This is a genomic window from Haloferax sulfurifontis ATCC BAA-897, from assembly GCF_000337835.1.
GTDB classification, from domain to species: Archaea; Halobacteriota; Halobacteria; order Halobacteriales; family Haloferacaceae; genus Haloferax; species Haloferax denitrificans.
Genome location: NZ_AOLM01000028.1, coordinates 201806 through 218551, shown reverse-complemented (window position 1 = coordinate 218551; position 16746 = coordinate 201806). Strand labels below are relative to the sequence as shown.

Here is a 16746-nt window from a genome sequence, read left to right as displayed (position 1 = left end):
CACAATGTCGATGTACAACTACGTCGTTCGGCGCGTCGGGTTCATGGCGGTGACGCTGTTTTTCGTCACGCTCATCGCCTTCGCCGTCACCAACATCCTGCCCGGTGACGTGGCCCTGCTCATCTTGGGCCCCAACGCGACCGACCAATCGCTCGAAGCGCTCCAAACCCAACTGGGACTCAACCGCCCGCTGTACGTGCAGTACATCGACTGGGTCGTCGGGCTCCTCCAGGGGAACATGGGCGAATCGCTCCGGTTCGGCGAGCCCGTGGCACAGCTCATCGCCGAGCGGCTTCCCCGGTCGATGATGCTCGCGGTCGCCGCGACGCTCGTCGCCGTCGTGCTGTCGGTTCCGCTCGGCGTCTACGCCGCCATCAACCAGAACGAAGCGCCGGACGTGAGCGCCTCGATGTTCGCCTTCGTCGGCATCTCGATGCCCATCTTCCTGTGGGGACTGGTGTTCATTTTGGTGTTCGCCGTCTGGCTGAACCTCTTTCCGACCGGGGGGTACGTCTCCCCGAGCGAGGACCTCGTCGGGTCGCTCACGCGACTCGTCCTCCCCACGGGGGCGATGGGCTTCGCGCTCACCGCCTACATCATGCGGATGACCCGGTCGTCGATGCTGGAGGTGCTCAGCGAGGAGTACATCAACCTCGCGCGTGCGAAGGGGATGAGCCAGCGGGTCATCGTCCTCAGACACGCGCTCAAGAACGCAATCATCCCCGTCATCACGGTCATCGCGTTCCAGTTCAGCTACGCGTTCGGCGGGGTCGTCGTGCTCGAAGAGGTGTTCTTCTGGCCCGGCATCGGTCGGCTGACGCTGACCGCGATTCAGAGCCGCGACATCCCCCTGATTCAGGGGTGCATCCTCGTGGTCGCACTCATCTACATGTTCTCGAACTTCGCCGCAGACCTGCTGTACGCGTACTTCGACCCCCGTATCCGCTACGGAGGTGACGACTGATGGCGACCGAACAGGAGACCGACCGCGGTCGGTTCACCATCACGCAGTCACAGCGCGACCGCATCGCCCGGTTCGTCCGGAAGTTCCGAAGCAACACGAAGGCGATGCTCGGCTTTTCCATCGTGGTGATGCTCGTGCTCGTCGCCGTCTTCGCGCCGCTCATCGCGCCGTACCCCATCGAGCAGACGAACATCGAAGACCGCTCGCAGGCCCCGTCGGTCGAACACCCGTTCGGCACCGACGACCTCGGCCGCGACATCTTCAGCCGCGTCGTCATGGGGAGCCGCATCTCGCTGTACGTCGGCTTCGGCGCTATCTCCGGCGCGCTCGCGGTCGGAGCCGTCGTCGGCGTCGTCGCCGGTTACGCCGGCGGCCTGACCGACGAGATACTGATGCGCGTCATGGACGCCGCGATGGCGTTCCCGCCGGTGTTGCTCGCGCTCACGCTTCTGGTCGTCCTCGGCCCGGACTTGAGTAACGTCATCATCGCGCTGGCGTTCGTCTACACGCCGTACATCGCCCGCGTCTCGCGGAGCGCGGCGCTGGCCGAACGCAACGAGGCGTACGTCGAGGCCGCCATCGCCCGCGGCGAGAGCGACTCGCGCATCGTCTTCAGCGAGGTGTTCCCGAACTGCATGGCTCCCATGCTGGTGCAGGGGTCGCTGAACGTCTCCTTTGCCATCCTCGCGGAGGCGAGCCTGTCGTTCCTCGGCCTCGGCGCGCAACCCCCGCGGCCGTCGTGGGGGCTGATGATTAACACCGGTCGCGGCTTCATGGAGACCGCGCCGTGGATGTTGCTGTTCCCCGCGCTGGCTATCGGCATCGCCGTCGTCGGGTTCAACATGCTCGGCGACGGACTGCGTGACGTGCTCGACCCCAAAGTGGAGGCGATAGAATGAGCGCATCCACCACCACGACCGACCGCGAGGCCGACGACGGCCCGCTCCTCGACGTTCGCGGACTCAGAACCGAGTTCCGCACCGAGGGCGGCCCCATCGTCGCCTCCAACGAGGTGTCGTTCTCGCTCGACCGCGGCGAGACCATGGGTCTCGTCGGCGAGTCGGGCGCGGGCAAGTCCGTGACGGCGCGGTCGCTCATGCGCCTCATCGACTCGCCCGGCGAAATCACGGGCGGGCAGGTCGTCTTCGACGGCGAAGACCTCCTGCAGAAGACGGAAGCCGAGATGCGCGACATCCGCGGCAACCGCATCGCCATGATTCCGCAGGACCCGATGTCGTCGCTCAACCCGGTGATGACCGTCGGCGAGCAGATTACGGAGACGATTCGTCGCCATCAGGACGTCTCGAAGTCGGAGGCCCGTCGGCTCGCCGTCGAGTCGATGGACGACGTCGGCATCCCGGACGCCGAAGAACGCATCGACGACTACCCCCACGAGTTCTCCGGGGGGATGCGCCAGCGCGTCCTCGTCGCCATCGGCTTCTCCTGCGAGCCGGACCTCATCATCGCCGACGAGCCGACCACCGCGCTCGACGTGACGACGCAGGCGAAGATTCTCGACCTGCTCAACGAGATGCAGGAGCGCGAGGGGACGGCCGTGCTGATGATCACCCACAACCTCGGCGTCGTCGCCCAGACGTGCGACCACGTCGGCGTCATGTACGCCGGCAACCTCGTGGAGACGGCCGAGCTCGGCGACCTGTTCGACCGCCCGCGACACCCCTACACCCGCTCTCTCATCGACTCCATCCCGGAGGTCGACACCGACTACGACGAACTGCCGACGCTCGACGGCGCGATGCCCGACCTCGGGGACCTCCCGAGCGGCTGTAACTTCGCGCCGCGGTGTCCCCACGCCACCGAGGCGTGTCGGACCGGCGGCGACCCGTCACTTGACGCCGTCGGCGACGGCTCCTCACGCGCGGCGTGTCTCCACGCCGACGACCTCGACCTCTCGGAGAGCACGGTCTCCGAAGCCGGGGCCGGTCGCCGCGACATCGACCGCACCGGCGAGCCGCTGTTCGAGGTGCGGAACCTGAAGAAGTACTTCAACGCCGGCGAGGGCGTCTTCGGTAACGTCCACCTCTCGTGGTCGGGCGGCGGCCTGCCGACCGTCGAGCGGCGGCACGTCAAGGCCGTCGACGACGTGAGCTTCGACGTCTACCCCGGCGAGACCGTCGGGCTCGTCGGCGAGTCCGGCTGTGGCAAGTCCACGGTCGCTCGCACCGCGCTCCGCCTCCTCGAACCGACCGACGGCGAGGTGTACTTCGAGGGTCAGCCGCTCCACGAGCTCGGCTCCTCGGAGATTCGGAGTCTGCGCCGCGAGATGCAGATGATATTCCAGGACCCCCAGAGCTCGCTCAACCCGCGGAAGACCGTCGGCCAAATCGTCGGCCGCGCGATGGAGAAACACGGCATCGCCACCGGCGAGGAAAAGCGCGAGCGCGTGGGCGACCTGCTCGAACGCGTCGGCCTCTCGCGGGCCGCCGCGAGCAAGTACCCCCACGAGTTCTCCGGGGGCCAACAACAGCGCGTCGCCATCGCGCACGCGCTCGCGGTCGAACCGAAGCTCATCGTCTGCGACGAGCCGGTGTCGGCGCTCGACGTGAGCGTGCAGGCGCAGATTCTCAACCTCCTGAACGAGATTCAGGACGACGAGAACATCTCGTTCCTGTTCATCTCGCACAACATCGGCGTCATCCGGCACATCTGCGACCGCGTGGCCGTGATGTACCTCGGGAAAATCGCGGAGTTCGGGAGCATCGAGCAGGTGTTCTCGGCACCGTTCCACCCCTACACGGAGAGCCTCCTGTCCGCGGTCCCCCACGCGAACCCGAACCGCGAGACGGACCGCATCCTCCTCGAGGGGAGCGTCCCGAGTCCCATCAACCCGCCGTCGGGCTGTCCGTTCCAGACGCGCTGTCCGAAGAAAATCGGCGACGTCTGCGAGCAGGACCTCCCGGAACTCGAAGCCGTCGACGGCGGCGACCACTACATCTCCTGTCATCTCTCCGAGGAGGAGATGAGCCAGCGCGACTCGTTTATCACGCCGTCGAAGCGCGCGGAGACCAGTCCGGCCGACTCGGACTGACGCCGTCCGCGCGGTCTCTTTTTTTGACGCCGAAGCCGGTTCAGTACTTGACGCCGAAGTCGAGAATCTCGTCCGGATAGTCGCCGAACTGCGCGTCCGTCTCCCGTCGAATCTGTGCTTTCGCGCGCCGCGCCTCCGCGAGCAGGTCGCGCAGGTCGGCAACCGGCTCGTCGGAGAGGTCGACGCGGAGGTTGTGGTAGAACTCCGGCGTCGGCGCGTGGACGAGCACCGCGGCGCTCAGCTCGCCGCGGTCGTCGCCGCCCGCCGCCTCGCCGGCTTCGAGCGCCGAGACGAGCCGGTCGGCCATGTCGCCGTCGGTGGATTCGTAGGCCTCGGCGGTCGCCTCGACGACCCCCTCGCCGGCGAGCATGTTGCCCGCGACGGTGTAGTCGTCGCCGGCGCGGTGGCCGGCCCACGAGACGCACTCGCCGCCGGTGAAGGCGAACTCGCCGCCCGCGCCGACGCCGTGGACCTGCCGGTAGGCGGCGTGATCGTCGGCGGCGAGAAGCGCCTCGAAAGCGTCGTCGATGCGCTCGCCGGCCTCCGCGCGGGCGACCGCGTCGCGGCCGTGTTCGGGCTTCGTGTACGACTGCGTGACCGCCGCGCCGCCGGCGCTCACGTAGGGACAGGTCGCGCCGACGGCGACGGTGCCGGTCGTCACCGCCGCGCCGTAGACGTTCGCCTCCGGGTCGCGCGCCGCTATCGAGAAGGTTCCTGGAACGTGTCGCATGGGTTCGTTACTGCGTTTTGGTCACGCTCGCACGGTAAATACTCTCCTCTCGCGGGCCGCGACGGGAGGTGTGACAGCTCAGCTCGTGGGGTTCTGCGTCCGCACTCGCCCCCGATCTCAATTCCCAACACTATTGTATATGTGTAACATTATTGTCTGCGATACTATCTTATTTATCGAGCTGTCGTCTCTGCATGTTTTAGAATCAGTGTACAATCAGTTCATTGTCATCCTATATTCGACCTGAAGCCAAAACCTAACCCGTGCGGCGTTCTCCGACAGTATAGTATTCGAGATAGTGAGCAATACTGGTGCGTTCCGTCCGGCGGTAGTCGCCTCCAAGGCTTATGGTGTCGCGGTGGCAAAATCGAGATATGAGACTCGGTATCGGTCGAACCGGCGTGGCGATTCTCGTCGTGTTGTTCGTCATCCTCGGAGCGGAGGACGTGTACGTTTGGGCCGTCGCCGGGTCCGTCCCCGGCGTCGAGTTCTTCCTCGCGCTCGTGTTCGTCCTCGTCATCGCCGTCGTGGCGATTCGAGAGGCGCGGGCGCACCCGCCGAGTCGATAGTCCGTTTTGGCGCGGGCGCTCCCTTTCGCCCGCTATCCCTCCTGTTTTCGGCAGTCGAGCGGCGCTTCGCAACACGCGGAGCGATAGGCCGCCGACTCGCGAACCAGTTTGCACTCGCGGTACCGATAGGCCACGTCCGCGCCGCAGTCCTCGCAGGTGAGGACGTACTTCGGCTCTGCGAACCGACGGACGCGAACCGGCGCGTCGACCGCCTCGGCGCGGCGCTTGAACGCCGGCCCGTGGTCGGTCGCGCCGAACGCCTGAAACTGCTCGACGTGGACGAGCTCGTGTCGGAGCGTCGCCGCCCACTCCCCGCGGTCGAACGACTCGAACGCCCGCCACGACAGCGACATGGTGCACGTCGGCGGGCCGCCGAGCCGGTTCGAATGCGACGACGCGCTGTCCCACTGCTTCGGCTCGCCGACCGTCGCGTCGTCGACGGTCGGTGTCTTCACCGCGGCCGCTCGACGCTTCGCGCGGGTAGACACTTCCCACTCGACCCGGTGTAGGTCCACGTCGAAGTCGTAGTCGCTCGCCGCGCGGCGGCAGTACGCCCGCGACCAACTCACCAACTCGTCGCCGGTCTCGACGGCGTCGTACGCGCTCTGACTCCCGTCTTCGTGTCCCACGATTCCGAGCCGCGATTCGGAGCGAGTCGGTATGTGTGTTTTGCCCGTCCGCGGCGGGTCGCCGATTCGACGTCTGGGTGCGGTCAGGCGCGCTCAGGCGGCGAGCGTCGCGTTCTCCCGGCCACGAGCCCCCGCTTACAGCTGTTTCGCGCGTCCCTTCGACGGTCATACGAGGACGCGCACGACTGATGTCCGGGCAGGCCAGCGCCCAGCATACTCTCGCCTTCATCCAGTTCCGAAATTGTCTCCATTTCCGCCGAGATGAGTTCGAAGTCGAAGACATCGAAGTTCTCGGCGATGCGCTCATCGTGTACCGACTTCGGAATGGCGACGATTTCGCGCTGAATGAGCCATCGAAGCACCACCTGTGCAGCGGACTTGTCGTAGCGGTCTCCAATCGTGGTCAGCACGTCGTGCTCGAAGATGTTGTTCTGACCTTCGGCGAACGGCCCCCATGACTCGTGTTGAATATCGTGTTCATCGAGGAACGCTGCATCGTCGGTTCGCTGGTAGAAGGGGTGGGTCTCGATCTGATTCACTGCCGGGACGACATCGTTGTGGACCATGAGGTCCATCACGCGGTCTGGATGGAAGTTGCTGACCCCGATCGCTCTGATTTTGCCTTCCTCGTGGAGTTCCTCCATCGCCCGCCACGAGCCGTGGACATCGCCGTAAGGCTAATGCATCAGATATAGGTCCAGGTAGTCGAGACCCAGTCGATCCATCGACCGCTCGAACGCGTCTTTCGTGCTCTCGTAGCCAGCGTCCGTTACCCAGAGCTTCGTGGTGACGAACACCTCGTCTCTCGGCACATCGCTCTTCTCGATTGCCCTACCGACCGCCTCCTCGTTCCCGTACGCTGCCGCAGTATCGATCAGGCGATACCCTGTCCGGAGTGCTTCGGTGACGCTTCGCTCACATTCTTCGAGGTCGTCGATTTGATACGTGCCGAAGCCGAGAATCGGCATCTCCACGCCGTTGTTGAGTTCAACTGTCTTCGTGGTGGGGCTCTGTCTACCAAATCAGAGGGACTACAGCGAGATAGGGACGATGCTAATTGGAAACCGTGTTTAAGTGCCCCTGTGAGCGGAGCGCCGAAGAGAGAAGTTGACGCTCACCTCGCCTGAGGAGTCTCGATAGCGAGGTTGGGGGATACCAAGCTCCTCGGCAAGCTCCTCCGTCGATGTCTGGCGTGGGCTCTCGTAGTAGCCACGAGACAACGCGAGCGTCAACGCCTCATATTGCCGTTCAGTCAACCCAAACGGGAGAGCGTCGTCTGATGTACTGGAAGTGGAGGTCATAGAGATTCTCTCGACACTCGACGAGGCCTGAGGTCTCTCATCTGTGGTTCGGCTGTCGCGGTTTCGGTGAGGCCTCTTTGTCAGATGTATTTGGTCTATAACAGAGGGAGTCATGGAACGCTCTATGGGGTGTTGTTTTCGCAGGCTCAGCGGTGAATACTTGGTACATTGTTCCTGCGGATTTATTGCCTGAATGTCGACGACCCCGCGGAATGGTCTCGATAATTTGAACTGGCCACTTCCCTTCTCTCCGATATGATGACCGACGAACTCGACTCCTTGCTCGAATGGTTCGAGTTGAAGGACGAACTTCGGACGGGATGGGTGCTTCGGAATATCGACTCGCCTGAATCGGTCGCAGCCCACACGTGGGGGACAGCGTCGCTTTGTCTGCTCTATGCCGAGCAGGAAGACGTTGACCCTCAGAAAGCAGTGACGATGGCACTCATTCACGACCTCGGCGAAGCTCGAACGGGCGATATCGCAACCCGTGCGGAGGACGGACGCCAGACCATCCCCACGTCCGAGAAGGAGGCGGCTGAACGGAGCGCAGTAACCGATCTCGTCGGACCGTTCACGGACACCGAACTGCTGTCGCTCTGGGAAGAGTACGAAGCCCGTGACACCCCGACGGCACAGTTCGTCAAAGACATGGATCTGATCGATAACTGTCTCCAGGCGCTCAAGTACGAGCGCCAAGGCCGGTACGACGAAGCCGAGGCGAACGACCACTTTGCCGAGTTCGAGAACCTGGACGAGTTCTTTGCTACCGCCGCGCCCCGCTTCCGGACAGAGCTCGGCCAGGACTTGTTCGAGCAAATTAAATCGCGGTACGAACGGGAACTCGGGCGAACCTGCCAACTCTGACTACGTCTTTCAGTCGCAACTCGCTTGGTCGGTGTAGCACCTGTATTGACTGCAGGACTATCAGGACAGGGCTGCTGAAAAGAATCCTACTTGAGTTCGTCTTACCTGTCACTCTGTTCGGCAGCGTAGTTTTTCATGCGCCGAAGCGGTGCGCGCAGTGCGCGCTAGCTATCATTACTCCAGTAATACTAGAGTCCGACCCATCTGCACGCGTCCTCAAGCGGGCGCAGTGCGAGTCGTTCGCGTTCGAATCCTCGACGGCGATGTCCGTGTTCGCAACGAGAGCTATGCCGACCCGACCGCGCACGAGTACCGCGTTCGAATTCGGAATGACGAGCCCGATTCGTGTTCGTGCCCCGCCGATGCGAGCGGTGACGGTCCGTGTAAACATCGGGTTGTGGTCGCGATTCGCCCACGAATACTCGAACTCGCCGTGCAGATGGGCTTGACGTGACGGACCAGATTCGGCGACGAGCACGGTCGTTGGCTGAGGAATCAAGCGACGAGTGGGATCACCGTGGCGCGGATCCGCATGCAGTCGCTGCATCGCGTTTGTACACCGCTACGGCTGAGAGGGACTGGAAACTCACACAGTCGCGTGTTGCGGCCGCGAGTGATACCAGAAAGGCATGATGTAGTGAATGTCGATAGTTATTATACTATTAATTTTTCTTCATCTACTATGGTTAAATAATTACTAATATATCAAAATTTTCTTGATATAGCTAGAGAATTATGGGATATTATTTCAGATTATTGGTATATTATGTATTTTCTGTTAGAGTGTGATTTGACATTTAAATTATATCATCTCTATCTTATCGAATCGAATTTATATTCGTGGCGACGTCGTATGCGAGGAAGTCTCCCGAGAACTATCTGAGAATCACGGAACTATCTCTCTCGAACCCTCTCCCGTCTCAGCGTACCGAGGAACCCCTCTAATCGTGGTCTGTCCACTCTGGTAGACGTTGTTTTCGGACGGAAACGCTCGCTAACCGAACTATTATGCTCGTCACCCTCGTGGTTTGGAGACACATGACGACTTCTACTCACTCACAAGGGCGCCTTCTCCGGAAGTGTCTGTAATGCCGATGCCTCTCTCATCTGTGTCTGCGAGGTGGATCCTCGAGGCTGGGACGACGATGGACTTCGACCTCTCTGAGGCCGATGCCGAGCGATTCGCTCAGAGGATATCCGACGAGATCCATGGGTACGAGACGTTAGACACCCTCTCCAAACCCGACGCGGACGAATCACTCTCGATACGCGATGTCGACGAGCACGACGACCCACACAACGCCTACATCACCAGTTTCACCACCGAGGGTGGCGACGGCCCCCTACGAGGCGTAGACGTCGCCGTCAAGGACAACCTCGCCGTCGCTGGAGTGCCGATGACGTGCGGGTCACGAGTCTTCGAAGGCGTCGTCCCCCGTCGCAATGCGACCGTCGTCGCCCGTCTCGTAGATGCTGGTGCTCGACTCGTGGGCAAGACGAACATGGACGAACTCGCCTACGGCCCGACGAGCGAAACGAGCGCGTTTGGTGTCGTAACGAACCCGGCAGACGACGAACGGGTTGCGGGCGGGTCGTCTTCGGGGAGCGCTGCTGCCGTCGCCGAAGGCTCGGCAAACCTCGCCATCGGAAGCGACACCGGTGGGTCCGTCCGTATTCCCGCGTCGTTCTGTGGCGTGGTCGGCTTCAAACCTTCATGGGGGGCAGTTCCGCGAGACGGGTTCGTTGATTTAGCACCTACGCTCGACCACATCGGGACCCTCGCACCCGACGTCGAGACGACTGCTCTCGGGTTCGATGTAATCGGTGGCTACGACGCCCGGGACCCGTCTTCGGCACTCGCACGAGATATTCCAGTCGGCTCGTGTGCAGACGGACTGACCGACGTTCCCGACCCCGAGGAGCTCTCGTTCGGGGTGCCTGCCGAACTCCTGAGTACACACGTATCAGACCACGTCAGAGAACGATTCGAAGAGACGATTGCGACGCTGGAGAGCTCGGGTGCAACGGTCGAGTCAGTCCGATTGCCGACCGTCGACGATGCCGTGTTCGTCTGGAATGCTGTGACCAACGTCGAGTTTGCTGCGGCACTGCGCCGAACGGGACTCCCACTCGAACGGCCTGGGCCGTTCGACCTCTCTCGACTCGACGCAGCCGCTGGGAGACAAGCTACTGGTGGCGTCGGATTCGGCGACATCGTCCGAGAACGTGCACTGGTCGGTGCGGTCCTTCTCGACAGGTACGACGGCCGCCACTACATCCGCGCGCGGAACGTCTGTTCGACTCTCGCCGACGAGTTCGCTGACGCGCTCTACGGCCACGACGCTCTCGTCGCACCGACGATGCCGGTCGTCGCACCGAAAATTGGCGAACGCAAACCACATAGTTACGACTCGGACGACGGACTCGATGTCCCGCTCGCCTACAACACACGTCCAGCGAATCTCGCGGGCGTCCCGGCTGTGACGGTCCCAGACGGTTCCGATGGACTCCCGGTTGGTGTCCAGTTCCTGGCCGGACGGTACGAGGATGCTCACCTCCTCCGCGTCGCTCGTTCGTTCGAGAAGATACGAGACGCGTAAGCGGACGTCCCCATCCACTTTGGACGACGTGTGGTATGATTACGTTTCGATAGCCGTCACGAACTGCCCGTCGGCATCGAACTCGAGACGGAAGACCAACGGCGTATCGACGAACTCGACCGGAAACAACCTGTCTACGACACACTCGAACGAGACTGGTCTCGGGAGGTGTATGGGATTCCAGAGTAGCTGACTGGACTGGTGGTGGGGGTACAAAATCAAACAGTGGCAGTAATGTTACACTGTCTTCCGAGTGAGCTTCCGACTGGCTTCGGTGATTGGGAAACCCAACTCGGGTGGATCCATCGTCGAAACAGTAACATCGCGGAAGCGAAGAAACCGAGTCGCGGTTCGCTGCTTTAGTTTAGGTAGTCGGCAGATTCGGCGGTTCCGTCGAACAAGTGAACGTCGGATCCATCTACCGCGGACGATGGCTGGTCAGTCGACGATGGCGACGGCGCGGATAGGCGATCCGGAGCCATCCTCGATTTTGAGAGGAAGGGTAATCAACAGGGAAAACGGTGGCAGTGCGTCTAGGGCCGTGAGGTTTTCTACGATGTACGTCTCGTTCCCCAGTAGTTCGTAGTGTGCCGGGAACGACTCGTCGTGTGCCACGTCGATTGCGGCGGTATCACAGCCGACGAGGGCGACGCCAGTGTCAGTGAGATATTCCGCTGCTTCTCCGGAGAGTCCTGGCCAGTCGGCCATGTACTGGGTGCCGGCAGAGCCAGGAGCCCAGTGGCGGTCCCAGTTAAACCGGAAGAGGACGCGGTCACCCTCCCTGAGGTCCCCATGTTCTGCTTCCCATTGTTTGATGCGTTCGACAGGGACTGTGGTATTTCGCTCAATATCGGCGACGTCGATTGTGGCCGCTCGACCGATTAATTTTTCCAGTTCGATGGACGCGATATCGCAGTGTGCGTCGCCCTCTGCGATGAAGTGGAGCGGTGCGTCGATGTGCGTTCCGGTGTGTTCACCGAGTGTCAATCGGTAATGGCAGGCGACATCCCCCCGTTCGTAGGACTCATAGAGTGTGTGACTGTAACGCGCGTGGGTAGGAACGACGGGCATTCCTTCTTCGAGCGTTTGGGAGAGGTCAATGACTTCACCATCTGCAAGCGCGCTGAGCGCGTCCACCGGTCCGTCTTCGTAGCTCATCGTCGTCCCCCATTCGAGTGTACGGTTCGTTTTCTATTCGGTTCAGTGTGTTGTGTAAATAGCTGTGTCATTGGTTTCGTCCGGTTGTTAGTACGCTATCTCTGGTTCGAAGTGTCCCCGATTGGTCGGGCGTGCCGCGTCCGACCGGTCGGGAGGATGCTTGATGGATTATTTCACGATGTCGATCTTGTCACGGTCCATCGACATCGCGACAGCGAGGATGACGACGAACCCGAGGATGATCTCCTGAACGAACGACTGGATACCAAGGAGGTTCATGCCGTTCGTCAGTACGCCGATGACGAGGACGCCGAGAATTGTCCTGTGCGGACCGCCGACGCCGCCGGTCAGCGCGGTACCGCCCATCACGATGGCCGCGATGGACTGTAGGAGCAGACCGCTGCCCATGCCCGGTGTCGCCGAGGAGATGCGTGCGGTCAGCAGGACACCAGCAAGGCCACAGAGCGTCCCGGAGACGACGAACGCGCCGATCTTGTACCGGTCGACATTCACGCCCGAGAAGTCAGCGACCCGTTCGTTCTCTCCGAGGGCGTACGTGTAGCGCCCGAATGTCGTCTTCCACGCCATCAGCGACACCAACACGTAAACGAGCAGGCCCCAGACGACGAGGTTCGGAACCTGTGGGATGGTGTTGCCGATGGCAATCTGCCGGATGCCGGACGCGTTAAATGGCACCGAGTAGCCGCCGGTCATCAACAGGGCCGACCCACTGAAGATGGATAGCGAACCGAGCGTTACGAGGAAAGAGGGAATCTTCCCCTTCGCGAACACGACGCCGTTCAGCACGCCGACGCCCGTGCCTGCGAGGACGCCAAGCAGGAGAGCGAGCATACCGAGTTGGTAGTCGTTGATAAGTATCGCCGTGATGACACCCGACAGCGAGACGATCGATTCGACCGACAGGTCGATGCTCTGCTGGAGGATGGGGAAGGTACCGGCCAAGGCGACGAACAGCAGAATCATGCTGTTCATCATCACGTTCCCGACCAGGTTGTCGTAGGTCAGAAACACTTCTGACGTGGCCGTGAAGATTGCTATCAATATCAATAGCATCAGGAACGGACCCAAGTCTACGAGGAGGTCTGTGGCCGAGCGGTTCTTTCGATACTCTCCGAGCCAATCGGCAACTGGATTGCCTGAGGTTTCTTCTGTCATTTTAGATCATTTTTCTGATTAGTTCCGACTCCATCGGTTTATCTCCGGGTGGTGAGTCGACGACGTCGACCAACTCGCCCTCGTGCATCACGCCAATGCGGTTGCTCATCCCGATGAGTTCGGGGAGTTCGTCCGCGATGAAGACCATCGAGACACCGTCGTCGGCGAGTTGGCGGAGTATGCGGTACACCTCCTCTTTGGCGCCGACGTCGATACCGCGTGTCACGTTGTCCATCACGAGGACCGAAACCTCGCGTTGGAGGTTCTTTCCGAGGACAACTTTCTGCTGGTTGCCGCCGCTGAGATTGATGAGCGGTGACTCAATGCTGGGCGTCTTGACGTTGAGCCGCTCAACGATGTCCTCTGCCATCTCATCTTCCTTCTCAAAGTCGATGAGCCAAGGGACAGTTCCCAACCCAGGCACGTGATCGGCGACGAGGTCAGTACCGATACTCGGCAACGAAACGTTGACTCGCAACGGCTGGTAGAGCAACGTTCCCTCAGACTGGCGTTCTTTAGGGACGTAGCCGATACCCTGGTTGACCATCCGGTGGACGGAACCCGTCTCGACGGTGGTACCGTCGATGGCGAGTTCGCCCGTGTCCGCGGCGTCTACCCCGCTGAGCACGCGGCCGAGGGCGCTCTTCCCGCTTCCCATCACGCCACAGATCCCGAATATCTCGCCCTCGCGGACGTCGAAAGAGACGTCCTCGAAGTGTCCCTCGTTGCCGAGATTCGACACTGTGAGGGCTACTTCGCTGTTCTCGACGTCGCGCTGGTCGGAGGCCTGGTAGTACTCTTCCGAAACCTCGCGGCCGACCATGCTCTGTTGGAGCTTGTCCTCAGTGGCGTTTTCCTGCTCGAAATGGTTGACGATTTTGCCGTCTCGAAGGACGTAGATGCGGTCGCTGATCTCGAGGACTTCGTCGAGTTCGTGAGATACGAACACGAACGAGGCCTGGTCTCGGAGGTCCTCGATACGGTCGAACAACAGGTCACGGCCGTCCTCCTCGAGGCCCGCAGTCGGCTCGTCAAGCAGTATTATCGGGTGGTCGGTGTGGACCGTCTCGGTGAACGCCTTCGCGATGCTCAGCATCTGCCGGTCGCTGAACGAGTAGTTCGCGACACGTTTCTCGAGGTCCAGATCGATACCGAGTGAGTTCAAAATCTCTGCACCCTCGCGTTTGAGGGTGTCAGAATCGAGGACGCCAGCGGTCGAGTAGTCCGGGAATTGCTCCAGGAACAGGTTCTCGTAGCCTGATAGGTTCGGGATGACGTTGTGTTCCTGGTGGACGATAGCGACGCCCTGATGGGATGCCATCCGAGGGTTCGTGATTGACACTCTGTCCCCGTCGACGTAGATGTGGCCCTGGTCTTGCTGGTAGATTCCACTGAGGATGTTCAGCAGGGTGCTTTTACCCGCGCCGTTCTCACCCACGAGTCCTACTACTTCACCGGTCCGTAACTCGAGGTTGACGTTGTCCAGTGCGACGACGTTGGTGAACTCTTTCCGGATGTTTTCGACTCGGAAACGGACCATCGAGTCCGAATTTTGCGCGGCGTGCTCGACTGAATCGACGTTTGAACTCATCGAATGACTCTGAGCGCCCCGGCTTTGGACGTTGATTGTGCGGTGTTCATTCTTTGTTCGATGTCACTGGTGACAGTAGGGTTATAGGTACGGATTTTTCCCATTCTGATTTCGTTGCTTGTAGTCCTCGTCAACTTGGTTGAAGAGGGCCTCGTCGTCGTAGGCATCCGGAATCTGCAGGTTGCTAGGCTTGTTGTCCTCCGTCCACTTGAGTTGCTCCCACTCGGACTTCCGAATGGGGACAATGCGGTGCTGGGGGTCCCAGTCGTCCCCACTTTCGTGGACGGACATCGCCTTCCAGTCGTACGGGGAGTGCCCGTCGCTGTAAGCGACGGACATGTACTTCTCCGGCGTGGCAAAGCGGGTGTCGAGGTCACTGAACTTCGACTGGTCCAGTTCCGGGTTGAGAACTGTCAATGTCCGCACCCACAGCATACGCTCCGGAACCTTGGGCCGCCAGCCGTGGAGCCAGTCCCACGCCTTGGCGACAGCCCAACCGCCCTGCCAGAACGGGGGTGCTGCTTGCTCTTGGACCTGGTATGGTTCACCGGAGTCCGGCCCGTTATTGCGGATGTACTCGATGTTCGAGAGCGCGCCATCGAACCCGGTGAACGGAATCGCCATGTCGTTCTCGGAGAGAATCGACGCCGCACCGAGACCGAGTGTGCCGTTGTTGCAGTAGACGCCGTCGATGTCGTCGCCGTAGTTCGAGACGAACGCTGACATCACTTCGCGTCCTTTCTTGCGGGTCCACCCACCGGAGTACTGGTGGGCGAGGACGTTGATATCGGGATATTCTTCTGCGGCCTGCTTGAACCCCTCGTAGCGATAGGACCCGATGTGTCCCTTCGGGCCGAGGATGACGACGACGTTCCCCGAGCCACCCATCTCCTCGAAAAGGATTTTGGCGGGAATCGCTCCGGCGTGGAACGTCTCCGGAATCTGGTACTGGACGAATTCCGGACCCACAGAAGATGGCACCAGCCATTTGCCCATCGACCAATACTCAAAGAATGGGACGCCGTTGTCCACAGCAGTCTCCGCGAGCGATCGAACACCCGAGTCACTCGGTGCGGTGGCGGCTATCATATCCGCGCCGCTGGTAATCGCTCCTTCAATCTGTGATATCTGCTTGCTCAGTTGACCACCATGGTCCTGTGCGCTCGCAGAAAGGCCGAAGTCCTCGGCCGCCTCCTTCATCCCGTTGAGGAATGCCTTCCAGAGGTCTATCTTGAGACTGTCAGGGGACATGAACGCCTTGTCTATCGTCTCACTGTAGCCGTTGTCGTCCCCACTTTCTGCCGTTGATTCTGTTGGTGTATCGGTTCCACCGTTACCTGCCCCGTTGTCAGAGCCGCCAGTACACCCAGCGAGAGAAGTTATCGTTGTCGCGCCAACCACCCCACCGACAGCCTTCAGGTATCGGCGACGTTGTTGGTTGGTTCCCTCGACTCTGCTATGGTTTGCCATATGCAAGAATTCGGTTTGTATCCACCTCACAAAAGCCTTATGGTTGTTGATTATATTACACGATAGTGAGTGTGAGACATCTGATGAAGTGGGGCTATTCGCACACCGTTGCATTTGAGTAACGTTTTCGTCCCTCGTCGTCCACTACAACGTATGGTAGTTCCAGAAACGTTCTCGCACATCGGTCTCCGTACGGTTGATGTCGCTAACACAGTTGCTTCCCTAGAAGACCTCTTAGGGGTCAACGTCATGGACCAGGGTCGAATCAAAAAGGGTGACTGGGAACGTGATGTTCAGTACGCTGCTCTCGAACTCGCCGACAAGACAGTTTTCGTCGTTCACCCCACACCCTACGAGGCCGCAGGACTTGTCGAACCTCTCGAACCCGGTATTGCTCACTACGGAGTCGAGGTCGACAACATAGATACCGCACTCGAGGACTGGAATGACGACGAGATTCTCATGGAGCCATTCGAACTCGATGAAACACGGTACGCCTTCTGCAGTGGTCCCGATAATACACGAATCGAACTCGTCGAGTCGCCCACGGGCTGAGCTTGGCAATAATTGATGCCACGTCCTCTCCATGACGTCTATAGTGGACGACAGTCTAGACGCCGTACTCAACTCTCGTATTCTTCA

The 16746-nt window shown here is 60.7% G+C and carries 14 protein-coding genes and 3 pseudogenes; 9 read left to right on the top strand and 8 right to left on the bottom strand.

The window, feature by feature from the left end:
• Positions 1-4 precede the first annotated feature (4 nt).
• Genes C441_RS18040 through C441_RS18030 form a run of 3 tightly spaced genes read left to right on the top strand, consistent with a single transcriptional unit; the run spans position 5 to position 4013 of the window.
• Positions 5-964 (top strand): ABC transporter permease, encoded by a 960-nt coding sequence (locus tag C441_RS18040; RefSeq protein ID WP_007276393.1) that lies wholly within the window; start codon positions 5-7, stop codon positions 962-964.
• Positions 964-1863, top strand: coding sequence for an ABC transporter permease (locus C441_RS18035; protein WP_007276392.1), 900 nt, complete (start codon positions 964-966; stop codon positions 1861-1863). Before C441_RS18040 ends, C441_RS18035 begins: the two co-directional genes overlap by 1 nt.
• Positions 1860-4013 (top strand): dipeptide ABC transporter ATP-binding protein, encoded by a 2154-nt coding sequence (locus tag C441_RS18030; RefSeq protein ID WP_007276391.1) that lies wholly within the window; start codon positions 1860-1862, stop codon positions 4011-4013. The genes C441_RS18035 and C441_RS18030 overlap by 4 nt, the downstream gene beginning before the upstream one ends.
• A 40-nt stretch (positions 4014-4053) precedes the next feature.
• On the opposite strand, the gene C441_RS18025 is transcribed toward C441_RS18030, so the two are convergent.
• On the bottom strand, positions 4054-4743 hold the full coding sequence (locus tag C441_RS18025) for a DUF1028 domain-containing protein (RefSeq protein WP_007276390.1): 690 nt from the start codon (positions 4741-4743) through the stop codon (positions 4054-4056).
• A 374-nt stretch (positions 4744-5117) separates the two neighbouring features.
• Between C441_RS18025 and C441_RS18020 the strand changes: the two genes are divergently transcribed.
• A complete protein-coding gene (locus C441_RS18020; protein ID WP_007276389.1) occupies positions 5118-5312 on the top strand; it encodes a hypothetical protein in 195 nt (64 codons plus the stop codon).
• A 32-nt stretch (positions 5313-5344) separates the two neighbouring features.
• On the opposite strand, the gene C441_RS18015 is transcribed toward C441_RS18020, so the two are convergent.
• The 3 genes and pseudogenes from C441_RS18015 to C441_RS19300 all read right to left on the bottom strand — a co-directional run.
• The gene (locus tag C441_RS18015) at positions 5345-5941 is read right to left on the bottom strand and encodes a SprT-like domain-containing protein (protein WP_007276388.1); all 597 of its coding nucleotides are present in this window, start codon (positions 5939-5941) and stop codon (positions 5345-5347) included.
• A gap of 83 nt (positions 5942-6024) precedes the next feature.
• Positions 6025-6909, bottom strand: a pseudogene (locus tag C441_RS18010) (aldo/keto reductase).
• A gap of 85 nt (positions 6910-6994) precedes the next feature.
• A pseudogene (locus C441_RS19300) lies at positions 6995-7293 on the bottom strand (helix-turn-helix domain-containing protein); the annotation flags it as partial.
• A gap of 204 nt (positions 7294-7497) precedes the next feature.
• On the opposite strand from C441_RS19300, the gene C441_RS18005 reads away from it, so the two are divergent.
• The 4 genes and pseudogenes from C441_RS18005 (at position 7498) to C441_RS18000 (ending at position 10709) form a co-directional block, all read left to right on the top strand.
• Positions 7498-8109 (top strand): HD domain-containing protein, encoded by a 612-nt coding sequence (locus tag C441_RS18005; RefSeq protein ID WP_007276385.1) that lies wholly within the window; start codon positions 7498-7500, stop codon positions 8107-8109.
• A gap of 148 nt (positions 8110-8257) precedes the next feature.
• Positions 8258-8563 carry an SWIM zinc finger family protein gene (locus C441_RS19295; RefSeq protein ID WP_338041848.1) on the top strand — a complete coding sequence of 102 codons (306 nt, stop codon included), beginning with the start codon at positions 8258-8260 and terminating at the stop codon, positions 8561-8563.
• Positions 8539-8742: pseudogene (locus C441_RS19290) on the top strand (transcription initiation factor IIB family protein); the annotation flags it as partial. The gene C441_RS19295 and the pseudogene C441_RS19290, both read left to right, overlap by 25 nt.
• 512 nt (positions 8743-9254) lie before the next feature.
• The gene (locus C441_RS18000; protein WP_049920698.1) at positions 9255-10709 is read left to right on the top strand and encodes an amidase; all 1455 of its coding nucleotides are present in this window, start codon (positions 9255-9257) and stop codon (positions 10707-10709) included.
• Between the two features lie 438 nt (positions 10710-11147).
• Here C441_RS18000 and C441_RS17995 read toward each other — a convergent pair whose 3' ends face one another.
• From C441_RS17995 to C441_RS17980, 4 genes are all read right to left on the bottom strand, one after another.
• A complete protein-coding gene (locus C441_RS17995; protein WP_007276383.1) occupies positions 11148-11867 on the bottom strand; it encodes a cyclase family protein in 720 nt (239 codons plus the stop codon).
• Positions 11868-12035: 168 nt separating this feature from the next.
• Positions 12036-12941: an ABC transporter permease gene (locus C441_RS17990; RefSeq protein WP_007276382.1), complete on the bottom strand. Its 906-nt coding sequence runs from the start codon at positions 12939-12941 to the stop codon at positions 12036-12038.
• 103 nt (positions 12942-13044) lie between these two features.
• On the bottom strand, positions 13045-14583 hold the full coding sequence (locus C441_RS17985; protein ID WP_007276381.1) for a sugar ABC transporter ATP-binding protein: 1539 nt from the start codon (positions 14581-14583) through the stop codon (positions 13045-13047).
• 132 nt (positions 14584-14715) lie between these two features.
• On the bottom strand, positions 14716-16104 hold the full coding sequence (locus tag C441_RS17980; protein ID WP_239640855.1) for a sugar ABC transporter substrate-binding protein: 1389 nt from the start codon (positions 16102-16104) through the stop codon (positions 14716-14718).
• 153 nt (positions 16105-16257) lie between these two features.
• Between C441_RS17980 and C441_RS19285 the strand changes: the two genes are divergently transcribed.
• Complete coding sequence (locus C441_RS19285) at positions 16258-16659, top strand: VOC family protein (RefSeq protein ID WP_007276379.1); 402 nt, start codon at positions 16258-16260, stop codon at positions 16657-16659.
• Positions 16660-16746: the final 87 nt, after the last annotated feature.